Here is a 19874-nt window from a genome sequence, read left to right as displayed (position 1 = left end):
AAACTTGGAACAACTTTTTTTGACTACTTTTGCAAAATGAATAAGAATCACCATTCGAACAATATACTTTCGAACTTAGGAATTGAGAGCCTAAACGAAATGCAGGAAGTAGCGCAAGATGCTATTTTAAATGATAATAATGTTTTACTGCTTTCTCCAACAGGATCAGGGAAAACACTGGCTTTTTTGTTACCCGTTTTAGAATTATTACAGCCTGAAATTCTTTCAGTTCAATGTTTAATTTTAGTGCCTTCGCGTGAATTAGGTTTGCAGATCGAGCAGGTTTGGAAAAAAATGGGAACGCCATATAAAGTTAATATTTGTTATGGAGGCCACTCTATTGATACTGAAATCAAGAATTTGAGTAATCCGCCGGCCGTTTTAATTGGAACTCCGGGAAGAATTGCAGATCATATCGACAGAGATACTTTTAGAACAGATAAAATTCAGACTTTAATTCTGGATGAATTTGATAAATCATTGCAACTGGGTTTTCATGAGCAAATGTCTTATATCATTGGTAAACTAACGAAGTTAAACAAACGGGTTTTGGTTTCTGCAACTTCAGATATTGAGATTCCACGATATACACGTGTAGTAAATCCAACGGTTTTAGATTTTATCCCTGAGGAAGAAGAAAAGACAAATCTTTCGATGAAAATGATCGTTTCGCCTGCCAAAGATAAATTGGGTAGTTTATTCAATTTGATTTGCTCTTTGAAATCGCAGTCGGCTATTATTTTTTGTAATCACCGTGATGCTGCTGAACGTATCAGTGACACGCTAAACGAAAAAGGAATTTATTCGACCTATTATCATGGAGGAATGGATCAGGACGAACGCGAGCGTGCTTTGATTCAGTTTAGAAACGGAAGCGTAAGTTATCTGATCACCACTGATCTGGCTGCACGTGGACTGGATATTCCTGAAATGAAACACGTAATTCATTATCATTTGCCTCTAAAAGAAGATGAATTTACACATCGTAACGGGCGTACCGCTCGTATGCAGGCTTCCGGAACTGCCTATATCCTTGTTCACGAAAGTGAAAAACAATTGGATTATATTGACTACGGAATGGAAGTTCTGAAGGTTGAAAACACAACTACTTTGCCTAAACCTCCGGAATATCAAACGATTTATATCAGTGGAGGAAAGAAGACAAAATTAAATAAAATTGATATTGTTGGTTTCTTCTCTCAGAAAGGGAAATTAGAAAAAGGTGATTTAGGGCTAATCGAAGTGAAAGATTTTATTTCGTTTGCTGCAGTAAAATTCAATAAGGTAAAAGACTTGCTGCATCATATTAAGGATGAGAAAATGAAAGGCAAGAAATTTAAAATTGAAGTTGCCCGAAAAGTGGTTAAAAAAGAAGAAGAGAAGTAAAAATAAGTTCGTTTTCGATTGTATGTGAAAGTTTTAGAACTGTAAATTTGGTTTTATTTTTTAGTGGTTTTTAGCGTAATGGGTTTGTTAATTTATTGAAATTCAGTATTTTAATTCAGTGTATTGATGAATTTGAATGGGTTTTAGACCCTAATCTTGACTGATTGTTAATAAATTAACGGTTAAGGTTTTAATTTATCATATTTTCTGCGTTTCTTGCGCCTTTAAATAATAAACCCCAAATTAATTATGAAAAAAATTATTACGATTGCCATTTTGATGTTTAGTTTTGTCTCTTTTGCACAAATTAAAGTTATTGAAACTGTACCAGTTGAGAGATTAGGAAAAGTAAATAACAATTATATTCAAAAAATTGGAGATGAATATACTGTTTATTATACAAGTATACAGAGTGATGACGAATCTTCAAGCCTGAGAAAGTTTACATTCAAAAATGTAAATAATGATTACAATAGTCTTTACAGTATTATTGTAAATGGTTTTACAGCAAACCCTTTGTATGATATCAAATTAGAATTACCTAATAACTATATTTGGCTGCATTACACAGGAAGTGTTCTTCCGGAGAAAGCGACAGTTCAGTTTATGGTATCTTCTAAAGACGCTTCTTCTGTTACAAGTAGTGTTTCAGAACCACTTTTAAAAGATCAGATTAATAAATTATTTCAAAAATAAATTTTTTGGTTTCAGGTTCTATTTGTTTCAAGTTAAAATCTGTGGTTAAGAAACTTTAAATATCTTAAAAAAGGCTATTCAAAATTTTGAATAGCCTTTTTTTAGTTTGTCTTGTTTTGAGTTTCAGGTTTGGTCTGCAAGATAAAACTTTGAACCTTTGCTACTCTGAGCCTTTGAACCTCAAAAAAAACTATATTTTCTTCACATACTGTGTGATAATAACAATTTGCTGACCGTCTACTTTTCCTTCAATGTATTCGGCATTTTCATGGTCTAAACGGATGTTTCTTACGGCAGTTCCTTGTTTGGCAACCATACTTGATCCTTTTACTTTTAGATCTTTGATTAAAACGACAGAATCTCCGTGTTCCAGGATTACTCCGTTACTGTCACGGTGAATGATTTTGTTTTCGTCGTCTTCGCCTTCGCCTGTTGCTTGCGCCCATGCGAGAGTATCTTCGTCTAAGTACATCATGTCAAGTAATTCCTGAGGCCATCCGGCAGCACGCATGCGGCTTAACATTCTCCAGGCTACTACTTGTACCGCAACGTTTTCATTCCACATGCTGTCGTTGAGGCATCTCCAGTGATTTAAATCGACATTGTCCGGGTTTTCAATTTGGTCAATACAAGTAGTACATGCTAAAATGCTTTCGTCAAGACCACCTTTTTTAGTGGGTAATACTTCATATACTTTTAGGTTTTCTTCGGCGCCACAAAGTTCACATTTTGATCCGCTACGTTTGTTTAATTCTCTTTCGATGCTCATTATTTGGTGTTTTATTTAAAAATGCGAAATTACTTATAATTTGCTTCGCTTGCAAGTTTATGATTTTATGATAGTTTTGGTCTACGGATTTGGCGGGTTAAACTGGTTGATGCTGATTTTTATTTCTTCACTCTTACTGCATCCGGAACCAGCATTTCGTATTCGCCGCCATTTCGCAATACATCACGAACAATACTTGAACTGATATAAGAAGTTTTTGCAGCGGTTAATAAAAATACGGTTTCGATTTTAGAAAGGCGTCTGTTGGTATGTGCAATGGCTTTTTCGAATTCGAAATCGGCAGGATTGCGTAAACCTCTTAAAATGAAATTGGCTTTTTGTTTTTTTGCTAAATCAATGGTTAAACCTTCGTAAGTGATAACTGAAATTTTTGGCTCGTTTTTGAAAGTTTCTTCGATAAAATGTTTTCTCTCTTCAAGTGAAAACATGTATTTTTTTTCGGCATTGACACCAATTGCAATTACAATTTCATCAAATAGAGAAATTCCTCTTTTGATAATGTCTTCGTGACCTAGCGTGATAGGATCAAATGATCCCGGGAATATGGCTTTTCTCATTTTTTTAGTTTCTAAGGTTCTAAGTTTAGAATTAAACGGATTGAACTTATTTGTTGGAATTTGGATTTTAAAAATTGGGATTTTCTATTACGTTATTCTGAGCGTTTTTAGCGCCGGAACCCATTCTTCTTTTGTACAGACTTTGCATTTTGCAGTACCAGCTTTTTGTTCTTCTATATGTCCGCAAAACGTGCAGGCATAAATAGCTTCAGTTGGTATTATTGTGCTTTTTTTATTGAATGTGGCAGGTAAAATAGGTAACCCGTATTGTACGTCTTTATCTTCATAAAAAAATACGCTGATTTCTCCACTTGTTTCTATAAAAGCATGTTTTACCTGTCCCAGATGTTCAATCGATTTTATGCGAAGCTCAGAGAAAAATTCGTCTTGTGCAAGACTTTCTTTTTTGAAAGTAGCAATTGAGAATTTGCCATTATTGATGAGACATTCGGTTTTTCCTTCTATAAATTCCTCGAATTTCTTGCTTTTTCCGGTAAGCCAGGTTACCGAACGATACAGGATAATAATAACTATAAAAACGATCGCGGCCGGAACAATACCAACATCTTCATAAAACATAGGATCGCCTGCAGCAGAACCAAGGGCAATAATAATAACGGTTTCGAAAATAGAGAGTTGTTTTACACCTCGTTTTCCTGCCAGTTTTAAGGTGAGCAGTAAAATGATAAACATTACTGTAGAACGAAATACAACTTCGAGTGCGAAATTCATGGGAAGATCGTTGTAAAATACGCGATTCCATTCAAAGATTTCTTTCATTTTTTTTCTTTAGAGGTTCAAAGACTCAGAGTAGCAAAGGTTCAAAGTTTTTTGTCCGTTCGACGTTTAGGCCATAAAAAAAGGTTCTGAGACCTTAGTAACTTAGCATCTCAGAACCTTAGTATCTTAAGCTAATGCCAGCTCAATTGCATTGGTAAATAAATCTTCCAGCGATATTCCGGCTGCCTGTGCTTGTTGCGGAATCAGGCTTTCTGTTGTTAAACCCGGAATGGTATTCATTTCGAGCATGTACGGTTCGTTGTCTACAATGATGAATTCGCTTCTCGAGAAACCTTTCATTTTTAAGACTTCGTAAGCACGTTTTGCTACTTCGCTTACTTTTTGTGTTAGTTCGTCTGAGATTCTTGCAGGCGTAATTTCCTGTGATTTTCCTTCGTATTTGGCTTCGTAATCAAAGAAATCATTGTCAGAAACAATTTCTGTGATGGGTAAAACTTTGATTTCGCCTTTGTAATTGATTACTCCAACAGAAACTTCAGTTCCGTCAAGGAAACTTTCTATGATGATTTCGTTATCTTCTTTATAGGCTACTTCGATCGCAATTGGCAATTCAGCTTCTGATTTTACTTTTGAGATACCAAAACTAGATCCTGCTTTATTTGGTTTTACGAAACATGGCAAACCTACTTTTTTAACGATTTCGGCTGTATTGATTACATCACCTTTGTTCAGGTAATACGAAATAGCTGTTTTGATTCCGTATGGTTTTAAAACTGATAATAAATCACGTTTGTTGAAGGTAAGGGCAGCCTGATAATAATCGCAGGACGATTGTTTAATTCCTAATAATTCGAAATAAGCCTGCATTAAACCATCTTCTCCCGGTGTTCCGTGAATAGCATTGAAAACACAATCGAAAGTAATCTTTTGATCGTTTACAGTTACGGAGAAATCGTTTTTATCGATTCTATATTCGGCGTTATTTTCGTCTACATAAACCCATTTTTCTTTGAAAATATGAATACGGAATCCGTTGTATTTTGTTTTGTCAAGGTATTGGTAAACTACGTTTCCGCTGATAAGTGAAATTTTGTATTCACTTGAATATCCGCCCATGATGATGGCTATGTTTTTCATTGATTTGATGTTTGATCGTTTATTTGTGTATTTGTTTAATCGTTTTTTGTTACTCCCGATAGCTATCGGGATGCGCTAATTTTTGCTAATTATTTTATTCGTTTGTCAGACTGAGCGGAGTCGAAGTCCCGTTTGCTGCATCACTTTGCAGAACTTTGAATACAATCAGTCTGACAATTGGGAGCATAAAATGCTCTTATGAATTCTAAAGCCCTAGCCCTGATGGGAGCGGCATCCTTTTATGGTGGGGTTCACCATAAAAGATACAGCGGACAGCAGGAAACAGCTCCTGAAAATTATCCTTCGGCTTGGCTCAGGATGACAATCGTGTGACTTTCTTGCTTAAAACAAAATTATCATTTTTTTTGAAACGAAATAGCTTTATCTTTGCCTCAAATAAAAATAAATTTATGAGTTTACGTAAGTATTTAACAAGCCGTGTATTTTTTCTGCAAGTATTAAGTGCGGTTGCTATTATTGCAGTTTTGGGTTATTTGTTTATGCATTGGTTGACTTTTACAACTGATCACGGTCACGAGATCGAAGTTCCGAATTTATCTAAATTGACTGAGGAGCAAGTGGAGGCAAAATTGAGTGATCTGGACCTGGATTATGTGCTTTTGGATAGTGTTGATTACCGAAGTGAATTCCCTAAATACAGTGTTGTTGAGCAAGATCCATTGCCGGGAACAAAGGTAAAAGTGGGAAGAAAAATATATATCAAAATTAATGCATCAGGATTTTCATCTGTTAAAATCCCTGATTTAATTGAAAAAACATATCGTGAAGCAGTGCCTACTTTGAAAGCTTTAGGGCTTCAGGAAGGAACAATTACTTATATTCCGAACCTTGGAAAAGACATGGTTCTGGAAATGCGTTACAAAGGTAGAAACTTAAAAGTAGGAGACCGCGTGCTGAAAGCCTCTAAAATCGACTTGGTTCTAGGAGACGGAAAAGCAAGTTATGTAGATGAGAGTCAGGCGACAGACAGTTTAGCTGCGCCAACTACTGAAACCCCAAAAGATGAACAATAATATTGAAAATTTAGATCTGGAAGACGAGTTATTCGAACATTTTAGATTTGAAGTCCCTAAAGGTCAGGCGCTTTTGCGTATTGACAAGTATTTAATGAACTTGATTCAGAATGCGACACGAAATAAAATTCAGAATGCCGCAACTGAAGGAAACATTTTTGTAAATGATATTCCGGTAAAGTCAAATTATAAAGTAAAACCGCTTGATGTCGTAACGGTGATGTTAACACATCCGCCTTATGAAAATCATATTCTTCCGGAAGATCTTCCGTTGAATATTGTGTATGAAGATGACGCTTTGTTATTGATAAACAAAGAGCCGGGAATGGTGGTGCATCCGGGTCACGGTAATTATACCGGAACTTTGGTGAATGCTTTGGCACATCATTTTGATAATCTGCCAATGAACAGCAGCGAGCGCCCTGGTCTGGTACACCGAATTGATAAGGATACGTCCGGACTTTTGGTGGTGGCTAAAACAGAAGCGGCGATGACGCATCTGGCAAAACAATTTGAAGCAAAAACTTCTGAACGTGAGTATATTGCCCTGGTTTGGGGAAATGTTGCCGAAGAAGAAGGAACGATCGAAGGAAACCTTGCCAGACACTTAAAAGACCGCATGCAAATGGCCGTTTTTGCTGATCCTGAAATAGGAAAACCAGCGATTACGCATTATAAAGTGCTGGAACGTTTTGGTTATGTAACTTTGATTTCCTGCAGATTAGAAACAGGAAGAACACATCAGATTCGTGCACATTTGAAACATATCGGGCATCCGTTGTTTAATGACGAACGTTATGGCGGACATTTGATTTTGAAAGGAACTACGTTTACTAAATACAAACAGTTTATAGAGAATTGTTTTAAAGCTTTACCACGTCAGGCTCTGCATGCTAAAACACTTGGTTTTGTACATCCTACAACTGGAGAAATGATGCGCTTTGATACTGAATTACCGCAGGATTTTCAGGATTGTATTGAAAAATGGCGTAATTACGGAAAAACGCATAGTATGGAAGAGGAAGGATAATTGAATAATTTGTCAAGTAGAAAATTAGATAATTTCTTATAATTTAAAAAAGCTCCAAAATTTTGGAGCTTTTTTTGTTTTACTATTTAGCGGTTTGTTTTTACCATTAAGATAATAAAAAATCTATTCAATGTTTTTAACGGTAAGATCTATGATTTTGGCTTCACCGTTGGTCAAAAATCCTAGTTTTCCTTGTAGGCTTAAGTTGCTTTTCTCAAGGGAACACTCTAAGAAAGTTTCATTATTTACAGAGAAGAATAATTGATTGTGCTGTACTTTTATTTTTACATCATACCATTTATTGTTTTCCAGCTGCATTGTTTTTTTAGACAAAGTTGGACCTCCGCGTTTTTCATATTCATCGCTGCCTTTTTTGTAAACACCTCTGCCTATCACGATATTTTGATCGATTCGATACAAATACGTTCTAATGTATTGCTCTTTATCAATGTTGAGCATGATCTCAAAGAGAGATTCTTTGGTCATGTTTACTTTCAGGCCGATTTCATAATTTTCAGGAAGTTTCTTTTTTGATTCTATTACGCCCCAATGCATCGGGCCTCCTTTTCCTATTAGCGTATCTTTTTTCAGCAACCATTCTTTTGAATTAAAATTCCAATTGGATTTTAATGGCGTTGTTTCGGTTATTGTGTATGTTTTTTTTGCTGTCGAAATGGTTCCGCAACAAGAAGTGATTATCAGGGATAAAAGGAACAATGCAATATATTTAATTCTCATTTTGTTTTTTAATTTAACTCAGAATGGTATTTTATTTTTCCGACTGATCCTGCTGCACTTGGTATAAGTTCAAAAACAGAAGTAGGGGCAAGGCCGGTTTCGATGCGATGTGACACATACAAAATACTAACGTTTGTTTCTTGTTTTATGGTATTGATAAGCTGAATGACCAAATCGACATTTTCGTCGTCGAGACCTTCTACAGGTTCGTCCAGAATTAATAATGGCGGGTGTTTGAGAACAGCTCGAACAATCAATGCGACTCTTTGCTGGCCGATAGAAAGATCAATGAAGCGTTTTTTTCTTAAACTGCTCATCTCAATTACTTCGAGCCATTGCGCTACGGTTTGTTTTTGTAAAGTGGTAGGCTCAATATACAATCCGATGGAATCGAAAAATCCAGAAAGAATCATTTCTTCTAAAGTATGTCCCTTTTGAAATAAATCAGTCATGGAAGTGGTGAAGATGCCTATTTGTTTTTTGATGTCCCAAACGCTTTCTCCTGTTCCTTTTTTTCTCCCGAATAAATGCAGATTCTGGCCGAAGCCTTTTGGGTTATCGCCCGTAATCAAAGATAAAATGGTGCTTTTTCCGGATCCGTTAGGACCAATTAACTGCCAGAATTCACCTTGTTTGATCGTCCATGAAATATTGTCCAGAATTTTGCGATCATCATAACTCACAGAAACATTTTCCATTTTGATTAAAACACTTTCGTGAAAGGAATGCGGTTCAATCGCTTTTGGAATTGCCGATGTATTTAAGGTTTTAAAATGATTTTCGGTTTTTGAAATAGGATGCAATTCAAATGTATTGTCTTTAATCTGTGCTTTATTAGGAACAAAATATAATACATCTACCACTCTGTTTACCAATTGGATAATTGCAATATCTTTTGTCAAATCTTTTAAGGATTCAGCCAAAATCACACGAGAAGCCTGATCTAAGTGATCAAACGGATTGTCGAAAATGATAAAATCAGGTTTTTGATTGATACAATATTTTAAAAACTCTTTTTTGCGTTCGCCTGAAGAAAAAGTTCTCAATTGTCTGTGCGATTCTGGAGAAGCTTCAACGCTGTCGTACTGGTATTCTTTTTCGATGAATTTCTCGATCGCAATGTCTGAAAACAGAATTCCTTTTTGGTTGTTAAAAACGGCTAATTCTCCTTTGGCTTCGCCGGAAAGTAAAGTATCTATAAAAGCTTTTTTATTTACCTGATTCGATAAAAGTATGTCCCAATGTTGCATTTTGTATTGTATTTAAACTGTTGTCTCTATTCTTAACACATAGAAACATAGCTTTTGTAAATTTAAAAATAGGCGTTTCACTTATTTAAATACACATAGCTATGTGTGAGAAATATGTTTCTTTTTTGTATTCTTTTTTACACATTTGAAATCTATGTTTCTATGTGTTTAATTTTTATTGTATCCAAATGAGTTATTTGTTTCTTTGGTCGCCAATTCTCGATCGTTTCTCGACCATTCGCTCCAGGAGCCTACATATAATTTTGGAGTTGGAATTCCAGCATAATCCATTGCTAATAAAGTATGGCAGGCGGTAACTCCTGAACCGCAATGTACAATTACATTCTTAGGATTTTTATCGCCAATAATTTCTTTATATTTTTTTGCTAAATCTTCAACTGGTTTATAAAACCCATCTTCATCTAAATTTTCGCTAAACGGAATATTAATAGCGCCGGGAATATGTCCTGCGATTAAATCCAGCGGTTCTGTAAGACCATCAAAACGGTTTTTATCTCTTACATCAATTACAATGTTTTCTTCGTTATTTCGGGCTGTTTCGACTTCTTCAATATCGGCCTGAGCCAAATTCCATTTAGAAATTGGATAATTTTCAGTTGGTTCAGAAGTTTCAATTGCTGAACTTACCGGATATCCCGCTTTTATTGCTGCTTGTAGACCTCCGTTGAGAACCTGAACTTTTTCATGATCAACTGCACGTAACATCCACCAAAATCTTGCCGCTGCATTCGATCCGTTTTTATCATCGTAAATGATTACATGACTTTGAGGAGAAATTCCGAGTTTTGAAAGTACCTGAGAAAATTTCTCTAAAGAAGGTAAAGGATGTCTTCCTCCGTTTGCAGGATCTTCAACGGTTGCTAAATCTTGATTTAAATCGACAAAACGAGCGCCTTTTAGATGTTCGTTTTGATAATTTTCCATGGCATTGATTCCGGCTCTGGCATCGATTAAAATAACTTCAGACGAATTTTTTATGTTTAAAAATTCTTCTGGGTTTATAATGGGAGAAAGTTTTGACATTTTATTTTGTTTTTTTAGAATTGCCCAACCAAAGTAATCCATTTAAAATTAATTGGCTTTGTGGTTCGTTTTCAAAAGTATACGAAAGCGTTTTATTGGTTCCGTGTTCATAATCGATATCATTATGTCCCATGTTTACATAGAGCATTTTGTAATTTTTATTGGTCCAGACTACCGGATAATAGCCTTCATGCCAAATTTCGTTTGGTTTTGGGCCCGTTCCTAACGGAAAGCTGCTCTCGTCAATTGCTACAAGGATTTTTATATCCGGATTTTTTCTTAAATTATTGCTCCATCTGTACCATTCGTTTGGTTGAGATCGAAATATTTTAGGAATATCTTTGGTCACGGCATGCTGGTTTTCGATTCGTAAAACTGCCGATGTTGGCCGCCAGGTATTACTGCCATATTCTCCGGAACCTAAAAAAGTATTGTGATACCAATTCCAGTTTTGTGGATAATCAGAATCATTGAGTGCAAATGCCGAAAAGTGAAACCCGATAAAACCACCGCCATTTTCCATGTATTTCTGAAAAGCTTCTCGCTGGCCTGGCGTTTCCGGTCTTGTGTCTAAAAACAAAACCACCTGATATTTTGCTAAAAATTTGGTGTTTAAATTGTCCCAATTGCTGGTCGAATCGTATTGAAAATGGTTTTCTGCAGCGACTTTTGGAAACCATTTATTAGCTTCATGCACAAAACTAATGTGTGCCGGATCATTTTTTGCGGTATAAAAAGCGATGACTTTAAATGTTGAATTTGCTTTTTTATGTTGGGCAAATCCTAAAAAGCAAATAGATAACAACGCAATCAGAATAATTTTTTTAAACATGAAGTTTTGTTTAGCTTTTGATTAACCCGGAATTTTTTCGATTAATATTTCGTTATCATCTTTGTCATAATAAGTACAGGTCATTTCGATAATATCGACGCGCCATTTTGCGATTCCGGATTGAGCGGCATGATTGCAGAAAGTCAGATAATCAGTCTGACCGTCCTGATGCATTACTAAAAACTCAATAAAACGTTCTTTATTGGCGAAAGGTGCCACCTGAATTTCAGGATATTTTTCGTCTGCTGAAACTTTGTAATTATTTACGCCATAGTATTCAACATTGCCATTGTGCACAAAAGTGTCGTAACCTTTTACGCCCAAAATGATTAAGTCTTGTATATAATTAGGGAAATCTGCACCAGATTGTACCTTAGCATGTGCTTCTTTTATTTGTTCGATTGTAAACATGTGTTTTAGGTTTTAAGTTAGGGTTTGCCACGGATTTCACGAATTAATATTTTTAAGCAATACGAATAAAAATTAATGAAAATCCGTGAAATTCGTGGCAAACAAAAAAAGGATTATTGTTTCAAAAATACGATTAATGGTTTTATAAATTGATCAAAAGATTCAATATGGGGTAAATGTCCCGTATTGGGAATTTCTACTAATTCTGAATTTTGAATTGTCTTTTGAGTTTTTTTACCCAATTCGAGATAGTTACCCATTGTTTTTCTCACTTCTTCATTTACCAACGGTTTTCCTATGGCTGTTTTATCTCTCGTCCCGATGATTAAAAGTGTTGGACTTTTGATGTTTTTAAATTCATATAAAACTGGCTGCGTAAAAATCATGTCATACATCAAAGCGGAGTTCCATGCGACTCTTGCATAATCCGGAGCTGTGGTCCAGCCGGCGCCAAGTTCAGCCCACTTTTGAAAATCGGCATTCCATTTTCCATCATAATAATTCGCCATTTGATAGCTTTTTATATTTTGGTAATTTTGTTTTAATTCAGATTCGTACCACCAGTCAACAGGTTTATACGGAACTACTAATTTCCAGTCTTCTAAGCCAATTGGGTTTTCAAGCACTAGTTTTTCGGTAGTTTCAGGATACATCAAAGCAAATCTTGTGGCTAACATGCCGCCCATTGAATGCCCTAAAATGGTTGTTTTTTGAATGCCTAAATGATCCAGTAATTTTTTTGTATTCTCAGCCAGTTGCTGGAAAGTGTATTGAAAATTATCCGGTTTTGATGATTTTCCAAAACCTATCTGATCCGGAACGATTACTCTGAAACCTGCTTTTGTTAATGCTTTTATAGTAGTTTCCCAATACGCTCCGTTGAAATTTTTGCCATGTAGTAAAACAATATTTTTATTGTTATAGTTCTCCGGTTTAATATCCATGTACGCCATTTTAAGATTTTGACGCTGATTGCTTATTTCTAAAAATTGTACAGGAAAAGGATATTCATAATTGGTTAAATTAATATCGAGTGCCTTTATATTTTCCTGCTGCGAAAAGCAGAAAAAGGGAAGTAAAAGCAGTATAAGTTTTATATGTTTCATTTTCTGGATGTGTTTCGTTTAGGAGTAACTATAAAATTAGAGTTAACGATTTTAAAATCAAAGAATAAAATCTTAAAGTTCTCAGAAAATAATAAGAAGAGGTTATTGTTCGTTTTTATTGCTTTTTTAAGGTTACAACTTGCTGCGGATAAGGAATATCAATATTAGCCGCGTCAAAGCATTTTTTGATACTTTGCAGTAAATCGCAATACATTACGAATCCATCTGTAGAATTTTTTGCCCAGGCCCAGGCTTTTAGTGTGACGCTTGAATCTGCCAGGGCAACAACACGGGCGACAACCAAAGGCATTTTTTGCTTTTTATTTTCGGCAGTTCGGGTATCTATAAAAAGAGGATGTCTGGCGATTTCTTCCTGCATGATGGCCAGTGCCTCTTCAATATTAGATTCGTAGCCAATGCCAATTTCGATTATTTTACAGCATTTGGTGTCATGCATATTGGTGTTTACAATAATCTGATTGCTAATAACAGAATTTGGTATGATGATTCGGTTGTTTTCAGCGTCTTTAAGAACGACCTGTCTTAAGTTAATGTCTTCGACTGTGCCAACGAAATTATTGATCGTGATTTTATCGTTGATTCGGAAAGGTTTAAAAATGACCAGAAAAATTCCACTTACGATATTGCTCAGGGCTTGTTGAGAAGCTAAACCTGCAACTAGAGAAATTACTCCGGCACCGGCCAGAAAAGAATGACCAATGATTTTGAATTCAGGAATTTGTATTAAGGCAAAGGCGAATCCCAAGATATAAATTACGGTTATAATTAAATGTTTTAAAAATCTAAAACCTGTTGCATCATATTCTTTATCCGTTAATTTTCGATACAAAAAATAGCGAAGTACTTTGTCTGTAACCGCACCCAGAATAATGGTTACAAACCCAATTATAGCGATAATGATAATTATCCGGAAGTCTTTTGCGTAATCGATCATGAGTTTTGAATTTTAAAAAATCCAAAAAACAGATATTTAAAAATATCGTTTTTTGGATTTCATAAAGTTAAGTAAAATGTAGTTTATTTTATAAGCCAACGAAATCGTCACTTTTTGGAAAAATACTCAAGGCCTGAATAGCGATTTCAGGAGTTGGCGAAGCTAATTTACGAAGTTTGGTATCCATCCAGGCACCATCAACGGTAATGACAGCACAAAGAGTATCATCTTCTCTTCTGAACTCGTGAACGATGGACCAGCGCGAAGCATCGGCTTTCATTTTGGATGTTTTGGTGTGAAGGAATATTTTATCAGAAAGTTTTAGTTCTTTCCTAAATACACATTCTTCTCTAAATAAAACAGGTCCAAAACCCTGAGTTTGCATCACTCTTAGAGTTAGGCCCAGTTCTTCAAGAATTTCGATACGGTGTTGCGCACCAAAATCGTAATATGCACTATGACGAACGTGAAAATTAGGGTCAAGATCAGACCAGCGAAAAGATATTTCTTTGATAAATGAAGCCATTTGATATTTGCGTTTTAATGATATTGAGAATATTCTTTGAAGACTTATTTACTTCAAAAAATAGTCATTTATAGTAAATCGAAATTACAAATAAAATCACAAAAAGTATATTCGAAGGTGAAAGTATTAACAATTCCCTTTTTAATTCAGTTCTAGAGGCTTTCCAGATTATCCCATTCATATTCTATTTTATTGATTTTTATAAAATAGGGGATAAGGAGCAGAATTTCTAATCGCAAGGAAAAATGCCCGTTTTCTGTACTTGTCAGAGGAAGGATAAAAAATGAAGCAACACATATTACAATGCCGCAAATTGCATCTATTTTAGCTATTATTATGGCATTTGGTTTCTCGAACCAGAGCGAATAAGCGGCAAATCCCTTGTAAAGCATTACTGCAATTATAAAAAGCCCTGTTACGGAATAAGCGGTGTTACTCGAAAATCCGTAAAGAGATACGTTGACATTTGGAATAAAAAGATTCGTGATAAGTGCACCGACTGCACCAACGGCTAAAATCATAAAGATCCAGCAGAAAACTTTAATCCACCATGGTAAAAGTTTTCTTCTGATGATGGCGGGTTTATCAAATTCGTCAAAACGGCTTTCTAATTCTTGATTCATTGTGTTTATTTTACAAGTTCGGTTGTCATTATATTACCTGGAAAATAACCAGAATCATGATCGTTAATTCAATACCTAAAATAATCCAATAGAAGTTTCGGCTTGGTTTTGAAATACTTTTTAGGCCGGCTATGATTTTATTTTTTATAATCTCAGAAAAACTTACATTTTCATCCCTGAAATCAACATCATCGAGATTTACTTTTTTAAAGCCGTAGATGATGATTTTTTTCAGCCACTTGTTCTCTTTAGAATCTCTTATTTCCTGTATAAGTTTGAGTTTTAGTTTCGTTTTATCGGTTCCTTTTTTCAATAAATCAGGCTGGTTTGATTTGATTTTGTTGAGTACTTTATCGATAATCGGGAATAATAAAACTTCTCCTTTGTCAGATAATAATCGATGGATGGTTTTTGAGATGATATATTTATTTCCAAGGGTAAACAACAGAAAAGGAACTGCAAATATAGACAGTACGGTTAATGTGTATCCGATTGGTCGTAGGGCGAATAATAAAAGTACAATAGCAGAACCGTTTGCATGACCCATTCCTGTACCGGATTGATAAATTATAGTACAAAGGGAAATAATCGAAATAACGATTAAAAATAATTGCCCGATGATATTTATTTTAATAAAGCTAAAAGTGGCGCTTCCGAATAATTTAGTAGCATATTTTAAATTATCATTCATTGAAAATTGGTTTTTTTGGGTTGGTAGTTAATAAAGTAAAAATATAGAAAAAACATTACAAATGTTAAAATATATTCTTTATTAGATATTTATTCTTTAATGTATTTATTTCTAATTGTTTAATTACATGATTAAGATTGCGGCTCTTCTTCTTTTGTGGCATTTAATGTTTTGACAATAAAAGGCAGTGTGAGTCCCTGGCCAATCAGTGTTAACAATACAACGGCGACGGAAATAAAAATAATAACAGTTCGTTCCGGAAAAGGTGTTCCGTCTTCAAGTAATTTTGGTAATCCCAAAGCGATAGCTAATGATACGATACCGCGCATTCCTGACCAGCTGATAATAATACTGTTGTTAAAATCTAAAAGAGCATGTTCACTTACTTTTCGTTTTCGTTTAGTGTTTTGAAATGCTTTTTGCAGGTTGATTTTCTGAAGAAAGATCCTTGCCATTCTAATCAACAAGGCCACAATAGTGATAATAGCTGCGTAACCTATATAAGGCAAAATCATATCGTTAGGAATGTCTTTTAATATATAACGAAAGTTGAGACCTATTAGAATAAAGATCAATCCGTTTAATAGAAAAATAATGATATCCCAAAGACTTCTGGATTGGTTTTTTAAGCTTTCGGGAAATATTTTTTTACTGAAACGAGCAATTGTTAATCCTAAAATAACTACTGCTATTACTCCGGAAACATGTAAATGTTCTGCAATAAGATAGGTAACAAAAGGCATTAGGAGCATGAAACTGATGGTAACTTCGACATTCTTTTTATGTACTTTACTCAGTATGAAAGCCAGGATTTTTGCCATTACAAAACCTACCAGAAAGCCGCCTCCCAGCAATAATATAAATTGTAAAGTTGCTTTCCAGATTATAAATGCAGATCCCATTACAGACGCGACTGCAAAGCGATAGGCAACAAGGGCAGAGGCATCGTTTATGAGGCTTTCGCCTTCAAGAATGGTTAAGGTTTTATGAGATAAATTTAATCCTTTTGTAATGCTTATAGCGGCTACTGCGTCAGTAGCTGACAGAATAGAACCCAATACAAATGCCAAAGGCCACGTCATTCCGGGAATAGTGTAGCGCGCTACAACTGCAATCCCAAGTGTCGTCAGGAAAACCAATGAGATGGCTAAAGTACCAATGGTATTAATATTAGTTTTGAAGTCTTTGGGCGAAATATTAAAAGAGGCATCATACAATAATGGGGGAAGAAAGAGTAGAAAGATAATTTCCGGATTTATCTCTATTTCACCCATCGACGGAATAAAACCAATGGCAATTCCGGCAATAACAAGTAATATTGGGTAGGGTAGTTTTATTTTGTGAGCAAAAGCAGAAAGTCCGATGACAATAGCCAGAATGAAAATGATTATGCTGTAGTTTTCCATTTTTAGAATTTAGAAAAATGCGAATGTAATTAATATGGATTTGACAAAGCTAAATTATTTAGGGGACGCAAAACGAAGTTATGAAAAAAAAGCAGTTTTGATTTTGAAAAATAGTGCAGCCATTTTAAACATTATTGTTATGTTGATTTTCTGATTGTCCTAACTTGTTGGGAAATAATCTATTAATAAATTATTACCATCTTTCCATTTTATCCATCCAGATTTTAATTGACTTTTTACGTCGTCGCATTCAGATGTGAAAACCTCAATCCAATCGCCTTTCATCGATCTGACCTGAAAACAATCTTCGCCTGAATATCGAATTGCTCCTGAATTTTTATTGGGTAACTTATAAATTTTGTCCATTTTCGATTTTCTTTGAACACTAAACATATCCTGGAGAAATTTTTCCCAATTTCTAAATAGGGTGCTTTTGCTTTTCTTAATCCAGAGTGATTTTCCGGATTCGTTGTCTACAATTATTTTAAACCAGTTGTTTTCTTTTTCTTCGCATCGAAAAACGAAGTAATTATAATCTAGCCAAAGTATTTCCGGTTTTAACCATTTTTGCTGATTCTTAAGATCTTTAATGTTCCAGCTGTTGATCGATTTATCATTAAAAAACCGAATTGTTTTTACCGGTTCTTTATCATTAATAGAAGTGTAAAAAGGTAAAACTGTTTTGTCATCAAATTTAATGGTAACCAAACCAATTCCTAAATTGGTCTGTGCAAATAGCGAAATCGACAAAATCGAAAAGAGTAAAGTTAATTTTAGTTTCATTTTTTATTTTGTGTTACCCTCTTCATTAAAAAATTCTGTAATCGAAGTATTTTCAAATAAGTAACGTTTGACTTTTGCCTTTGTAGTTTTTGATGTTACGGGCTGATCTTCTTCCATGGTGTTGGTTTGATTTATTGTTATGTCTCCACCTTCATAATTGTAAAAAAGTCCTGAATGGCCGCCCGCGCCCCGATACTCTGCTTCGATCATATCAAGAATAAAATCGTTTCCGATATATTTAAATGAACCGAAAATAGTACCACTTGGGCCAATACTGTAGAGGTTGATATTCAATCCTCCATTTTCTATAGTAATATCTTCGGTGTCGTATAATTTATAATCGGCTTCGTTGTATTCAACCGGCATCGTTATATTTGAAACTTTGTCTAAACGATATGATTTATCTCCGTTTTGCAAAAGGATGAGCATTGGTCTTTTAGAAACATTATTTTCCCTGTATTTCAGGACAATGGCAATATCAGCTAAGCCGTCATTGTTCAGATCTCCTTCTGTTTCATATTGAACTTCATAAATGCCGGTTTTGGGAAGGAAGTCTGCAATTTTCTTTCCTGTTTTCGGATAAGTGACCTCAGGTTCATAAGCAATGTTTTGATCTGGTTCGCCGTTTACTTCTTCAAATTCACGATAGGGAAGGCTATCTGTTACTTCAGTGCTTTTTGCGGGGTTTTTATCGTCTGTTTTCTTTGTGTTCTTGCAGGATTGAACAGCAATCGCGAGCAGAATTAAGAGGTTTAGGGTAATTCGTTTTTTCATTTATAAGGTTTCGGTCAGAAAATTCGATTGTCTTAGATGTTTTAATTCAGTTTACTGTCAAAAGCCCTAAAATCATTGATTTTTGGCAGTGGTTTTACTATGATTTTTTTAGTGGTCTGTTTCAGGATTTTTTCAGAGCTTAATGGTTTAGTTATCTCAGTTCTTTTTCCTGTCAAAAGATTGAATTCGGTTTCGGTCGTATTCTTGCCATCCCAAACTACATTAGTTATTTCGTGTAATTCAAAATATCCATTGTTGAATTTGAATTTATGCCAAAAATGATTTTTACCAATTTCAGATCCAATGAATAAATAACCTTCCTCAATAAGAACATCAGGAATTTGATCGCCACCGTATTTCCCATTTGGATATTGAGGTCGCATTAATTTTTCTGTAGAGACGTTCAATTTATACTTTTTGTCTTTTTGTAAAAAATAGATTTCTAGTTTTAATGGCTGTGTCTCGTTTATCGTATCCATTTTTAGCAATACTTTATCAATTAACCCGTCATTATTTAGATCGCCTTCTTCGTTTCTGATTGTTATGGTAAAAGTGTCTTTTAATTTTTGTGTTTGTCCGTAAATGGTAATTTGAGTGAGAACAAAGAATAGTAAGAATGTCTTTTTCATTTTAGATCTGATTTTGCGTTTTTGTGAGATTTGATGATTTTTGTTCTTATCAAAAATAGAAACTTCCGTTATCTTATCTTAGTTTTATTATGCTGTCATCTGTTTGAATTTTATTGCTTCTGATTTCAGGTCTTAATCCAGACAATGCTTTATCTTTATAACTATCATATTTTATAAAATAATATTTTTTATTATTAATATGTCCTAAACCATTAACATAGATGTTTTCACCAGAATATGAGCTTGTAGGTAATTGATAACGTGTGTTTCTTTTACTATACTTGAATTTATATGTCTTTAATGTTGAGATAAAATTTTTATAAGTAAATTCATTTGGCAAAAAATAAAGTATGCTTAAATATTCTCCGCCTTCTCCATTTTCTTTAAAAATTATCTCAATTATTTCATTTGTATTTTGTTTATAAAACTCAAATTTCTTTTTGTTTGTTGAAATTGTATCGCTCAATAACTTAAAACCTTTTAATGATAATTGTTTATGTTCTGTAGGGTTGTAATAATTAAATGCTTTTCTAAAGTCAGTCACTTTTAAAGTCTGCCCAAATGATGAGTTTATAAAAAGAATTACTATTAAAACAAGAACAATTTGCTTTACTATTTTCATTTCTCGTTGTCATTAGATTTATATGAAATTAAAGAAAATATGTTCATTGTTGATAAAATTAAATGGACTCCTGTTTTTTTGAATTTTAGACTTCATTCTTGGTAGTGTAAAGG

Annotated in this window: 24 protein-coding genes; 5 read left to right on the top strand and 19 right to left on the bottom strand. The window is 34.5% G+C overall.

From position 1 onward, the window contains the following. Positions 1–36 precede the first annotated feature (36 nt). Both B0A67_RS22915 and B0A67_RS22910 read left to right on the top strand, forming a co-directional pair. Positions 37–1386, top strand: coding sequence for a DEAD/DEAH box helicase (locus tag B0A67_RS22915; protein ID WP_072964661.1), 1350 nt, complete (start codon positions 37–39; stop codon positions 1384–1386). A gap of 249 nt (positions 1387–1635) precedes the next feature. Next, positions 1636–2082, top strand: a complete 447-nt coding sequence (locus B0A67_RS22910; protein ID WP_072964660.1) for a hypothetical protein — start codon at positions 1636–1638, stop codon at positions 2080–2082. A gap of 190 nt (positions 2083–2272) precedes the next feature. Here B0A67_RS22910 and B0A67_RS22905 read toward each other — a convergent pair whose 3' ends face one another. From B0A67_RS22905 to B0A67_RS22890, 4 genes are all read right to left on the bottom strand, one after another. Continuing rightward, on the bottom strand, positions 2273–2851 hold the full coding sequence (locus B0A67_RS22905; RefSeq protein WP_072964659.1) for a PhnA domain-containing protein: 579 nt from the start codon (positions 2849–2851) through the stop codon (positions 2273–2275). A gap of 119 nt (positions 2852–2970) precedes the next feature. Beyond that, positions 2971–3429 (bottom strand): pantetheine-phosphate adenylyltransferase, encoded by a 459-nt coding sequence (coaD, locus tag B0A67_RS22900; protein WP_072964658.1) that lies wholly within the window; start codon positions 3427–3429, stop codon positions 2971–2973. Between the two features lie 87 nt (positions 3430–3516). After that, complete coding sequence (locus B0A67_RS22895; RefSeq protein ID WP_072964657.1) at positions 3517–4209, bottom strand: DUF421 domain-containing protein; 693 nt, start codon at positions 4207–4209, stop codon at positions 3517–3519. A gap of 126 nt (positions 4210–4335) precedes the next feature. Next, positions 4336–5307, bottom strand: a complete 972-nt coding sequence (locus tag B0A67_RS22890; protein WP_072964656.1) for a D-alanine--D-alanine ligase — start codon at positions 5305–5307, stop codon at positions 4336–4338. A gap of 198 nt (positions 5308–5505) precedes the next feature. Here B0A67_RS22890 and B0A67_RS25310 point away from each other — a divergent pair, with 198 nt between their 5' ends. The 3 genes from B0A67_RS25310 to B0A67_RS22880 all read left to right on the top strand — a co-directional run bounded on the left by B0A67_RS25310 (position 5506) and on the right by B0A67_RS22880 (position 7371). Continuing rightward, positions 5506–5640 carry a hypothetical protein gene (locus B0A67_RS25310; protein WP_262494753.1) on the top strand — a complete coding sequence of 45 codons (135 nt, stop codon included), beginning with the start codon at positions 5506–5508 and terminating at the stop codon, positions 5638–5640. A gap of 77 nt (positions 5641–5717) precedes the next feature. Then, positions 5718–6341 carry a PASTA domain-containing protein gene (locus B0A67_RS22885; protein ID WP_072964655.1) on the top strand — a complete coding sequence of 208 codons (624 nt, stop codon included), beginning with the start codon at positions 5718–5720 and terminating at the stop codon, positions 6339–6341. Continuing rightward, the gene (locus B0A67_RS22880; RefSeq protein ID WP_072964654.1) at positions 6331–7371 is read left to right on the top strand and encodes an RluA family pseudouridine synthase; all 1041 of its coding nucleotides are present in this window, start codon (positions 6331–6333) and stop codon (positions 7369–7371) included. The genes B0A67_RS22885 and B0A67_RS22880 overlap by 11 nt, the downstream gene beginning before the upstream one ends. A 123-nt stretch (positions 7372–7494) precedes the next feature. Here the strand turns inward: B0A67_RS22880 and B0A67_RS22875 are convergent, their stop codons facing one another. The 15 genes from B0A67_RS22875 to B0A67_RS22805 all read right to left on the bottom strand — a co-directional run bounded on the left by B0A67_RS22875 (position 7495) and on the right by B0A67_RS22805 (position 19761). Further along, entirely contained in the window at positions 7495–8109 is a 615-nt protein-coding gene (locus B0A67_RS22875) for a hypothetical protein (RefSeq protein WP_072964653.1), read from the bottom strand. Positions 8110–8117: 8 nt separating this feature from the next. After that, positions 8118–9359 carry an ATP-binding cassette domain-containing protein gene (locus tag B0A67_RS22870; protein ID WP_072964652.1) on the bottom strand — a complete coding sequence of 414 codons (1242 nt, stop codon included), beginning with the start codon at positions 9357–9359 and terminating at the stop codon, positions 8118–8120. A 168-nt stretch (positions 9360–9527) separates the two neighbouring features. Further along, the gene (locus B0A67_RS22865) at positions 9528–10403 is read right to left on the bottom strand and encodes a sulfurtransferase (RefSeq protein ID WP_072964714.1); all 876 of its coding nucleotides are present in this window, start codon (positions 10401–10403) and stop codon (positions 9528–9530) included. 1 nt (position 10404) lies between these two features. Beyond that, complete coding sequence (locus B0A67_RS22860; RefSeq protein ID WP_072964651.1) at positions 10405–11235, bottom strand: ThuA domain-containing protein; 831 nt, start codon at positions 11233–11235, stop codon at positions 10405–10407. Between the two features lie 21 nt (positions 11236–11256). Further along, entirely contained in the window at positions 11257–11646 is a 390-nt protein-coding gene (locus tag B0A67_RS22855; protein ID WP_072964650.1) for a DUF1398 domain-containing protein, read from the bottom strand. Between the two features lie 113 nt (positions 11647–11759). Beyond that, on the bottom strand, positions 11760–12752 hold the full coding sequence (locus B0A67_RS22850; protein ID WP_072964649.1) for an alpha/beta fold hydrolase: 993 nt from the start codon (positions 12750–12752) through the stop codon (positions 11760–11762). A 115-nt stretch (positions 12753–12867) separates the two neighbouring features. Beyond that, positions 12868–13707 carry a mechanosensitive ion channel family protein gene (locus B0A67_RS22845; RefSeq protein ID WP_072964648.1) on the bottom strand — a complete coding sequence of 280 codons (840 nt, stop codon included), beginning with the start codon at positions 13705–13707 and terminating at the stop codon, positions 12868–12870. An 88-nt stretch (positions 13708–13795) separates the two neighbouring features. Beyond that, a complete protein-coding gene (locus tag B0A67_RS22840) occupies positions 13796–14233 on the bottom strand; it encodes an acyl-CoA thioesterase (RefSeq protein WP_072964647.1) in 438 nt (145 codons plus the stop codon). Between the two features lie 152 nt (positions 14234–14385). Further along, positions 14386–14856 (bottom strand): hypothetical protein, encoded by a 471-nt coding sequence (locus B0A67_RS22835; RefSeq protein ID WP_084074652.1) that lies wholly within the window; start codon positions 14854–14856, stop codon positions 14386–14388. A gap of 28 nt (positions 14857–14884) precedes the next feature. Continuing rightward, positions 14885–15547, bottom strand: coding sequence for a hypothetical protein (locus B0A67_RS22830; protein ID WP_072964645.1), 663 nt, complete (start codon positions 15545–15547; stop codon positions 14885–14887). Positions 15548–15678: 131 nt separating this feature from the next. After that, complete coding sequence (locus tag B0A67_RS22825; RefSeq protein WP_072964644.1) at positions 15679–16953, bottom strand: Na+/H+ antiporter; 1275 nt, start codon at positions 16951–16953, stop codon at positions 15679–15681. Between the two features lie 159 nt (positions 16954–17112). Next, the gene (locus B0A67_RS22820) at positions 17113–17736 is read right to left on the bottom strand and encodes a hypothetical protein (RefSeq protein ID WP_072964643.1); all 624 of its coding nucleotides are present in this window, start codon (positions 17734–17736) and stop codon (positions 17113–17115) included. Between the two features lie 3 nt (positions 17737–17739). Then, positions 17740–18510, bottom strand: a complete 771-nt coding sequence (locus tag B0A67_RS22815) for a hypothetical protein (RefSeq protein WP_072964642.1) — start codon at positions 18508–18510, stop codon at positions 17740–17742. A gap of 41 nt (positions 18511–18551) precedes the next feature. Beyond that, positions 18552–19139 carry a hypothetical protein gene (locus B0A67_RS22810; RefSeq protein WP_072964641.1) on the bottom strand — a complete coding sequence of 196 codons (588 nt, stop codon included), beginning with the start codon at positions 19137–19139 and terminating at the stop codon, positions 18552–18554. Between the two features lie 73 nt (positions 19140–19212). After that, positions 19213–19761 (bottom strand): hypothetical protein, encoded by a 549-nt coding sequence (locus B0A67_RS22805; RefSeq protein WP_072964640.1) that lies wholly within the window; start codon positions 19759–19761, stop codon positions 19213–19215. Positions 19762–19874: the final 113 nt, after the last annotated feature.

Source organism: Flavobacterium aquidurense, assembly GCF_002217195.1.
Taxonomy (GTDB): Bacteria; Bacteroidota; Bacteroidia; order Flavobacteriales; family Flavobacteriaceae; genus Flavobacterium; species Flavobacterium frigidimaris.
Note: the sequence above shows the minus strand (reverse complement) of the source record. Positions and strands in the feature narration are given on the sequence as shown.

Bases quoted from the DNA above. Each gene is read 5' to 3' on its own strand.
- B0A67_RS22830 (WP_072964645.1), bottom strand. From the start codon at position 15,547: ATGAATGATAATTTAAAATATGCTACTAAATTATTCGGAAGCGCCACT.
- B0A67_RS22805 (WP_072964640.1), bottom strand. From the start codon at position 19,761: ATGAAAATAGTAAAGCAAATTGTTCTTGTTTTAATAGTAATTCTTTTT.
- B0A67_RS22810 (WP_072964641.1), bottom strand. From the start codon at position 19,139: ATGAAAAAGACATTCTTACTATTCTTTGTTCTCACTCAAATTACCATT.
- B0A67_RS22860 (WP_072964651.1), bottom strand. From the start codon at position 11,235: ATGTTTAAAAAAATTATTCTGATTGCGTTGTTATCTATTTGCTTTTTA.
- B0A67_RS22865 (WP_072964714.1), bottom strand. From the start codon at position 10,403: ATGTCAAAACTTTCTCCCATTATAAACCCAGAAGAATTTTTAAACATA.
- B0A67_RS22840 (WP_072964647.1), bottom strand. From the start codon at position 14,233: ATGGCTTCATTTATCAAAGAAATATCTTTTCGCTGGTCTGATCTTGAC.
- B0A67_RS22855 (WP_072964650.1), bottom strand. From the start codon at position 11,646: ATGTTTACAATCGAACAAATAAAAGAAGCACATGCTAAGGTACAATCT.
- B0A67_RS22835 (WP_084074652.1), bottom strand. From the start codon at position 14,856: ATGAATCAAGAATTAGAAAGCCGTTTTGACGAATTTGATAAACCCGCC.
- B0A67_RS25310 (WP_262494753.1), top strand. From the start codon at position 5,506: ATGAATTCTAAAGCCCTAGCCCTGATGGGAGCGGCATCCTTTTATGGT.
- B0A67_RS22895 (WP_072964657.1), bottom strand. From the start codon at position 4,209: ATGAAAGAAATCTTTGAATGGAATCGCGTATTTTACAACGATCTTCCC.
- B0A67_RS22910 (WP_072964660.1), top strand. From the start codon at position 1,636: ATGAAAAAAATTATTACGATTGCCATTTTGATGTTTAGTTTTGTCTCT.
- coaD (WP_072964658.1), bottom strand. From the start codon at position 3,429: ATGAGAAAAGCCATATTCCCGGGATCATTTGATCCTATCACGCTAGGT.
- B0A67_RS22870 (WP_072964652.1), bottom strand. From the start codon at position 9,359: ATGCAACATTGGGACATACTTTTATCGAATCAGGTAAATAAAAAAGCT.
- B0A67_RS22850 (WP_072964649.1), bottom strand. From the start codon at position 12,752: ATGAAACATATAAAACTTATACTGCTTTTACTTCCCTTTTTCTGCTTT.
- B0A67_RS22915 (WP_072964661.1), top strand. From the start codon at position 37: ATGAATAAGAATCACCATTCGAACAATATACTTTCGAACTTAGGAATT.
- B0A67_RS22880 (WP_072964654.1), top strand. From the start codon at position 6,331: ATGAACAATAATATTGAAAATTTAGATCTGGAAGACGAGTTATTCGAA.
- B0A67_RS22845 (WP_072964648.1), bottom strand. From the start codon at position 13,707: ATGATCGATTACGCAAAAGACTTCCGGATAATTATCATTATCGCTATA.
- B0A67_RS22825 (WP_072964644.1), bottom strand. From the start codon at position 16,953: ATGGAAAACTACAGCATAATCATTTTCATTCTGGCTATTGTCATCGGA.
- B0A67_RS22890 (WP_072964656.1), bottom strand. From the start codon at position 5,307: ATGAAAAACATAGCCATCATCATGGGCGGATATTCAAGTGAATACAAA.
- B0A67_RS22875 (WP_072964653.1), bottom strand. From the start codon at position 8,109: ATGAGAATTAAATATATTGCATTGTTCCTTTTATCCCTGATAATCACT.
- B0A67_RS22820 (WP_072964643.1), bottom strand. From the start codon at position 17,736: ATGAAACTAAAATTAACTTTACTCTTTTCGATTTTGTCGATTTCGCTA.
- B0A67_RS22905 (WP_072964659.1), bottom strand. From the start codon at position 2,851: ATGAGCATCGAAAGAGAATTAAACAAACGTAGCGGATCAAAATGTGAA.
- B0A67_RS22885 (WP_072964655.1), top strand. From the start codon at position 5,718: ATGAGTTTACGTAAGTATTTAACAAGCCGTGTATTTTTTCTGCAAGTA.
- B0A67_RS22815 (WP_072964642.1), bottom strand. From the start codon at position 18,510: ATGAAAAAACGAATTACCCTAAACCTCTTAATTCTGCTCGCGATTGCT.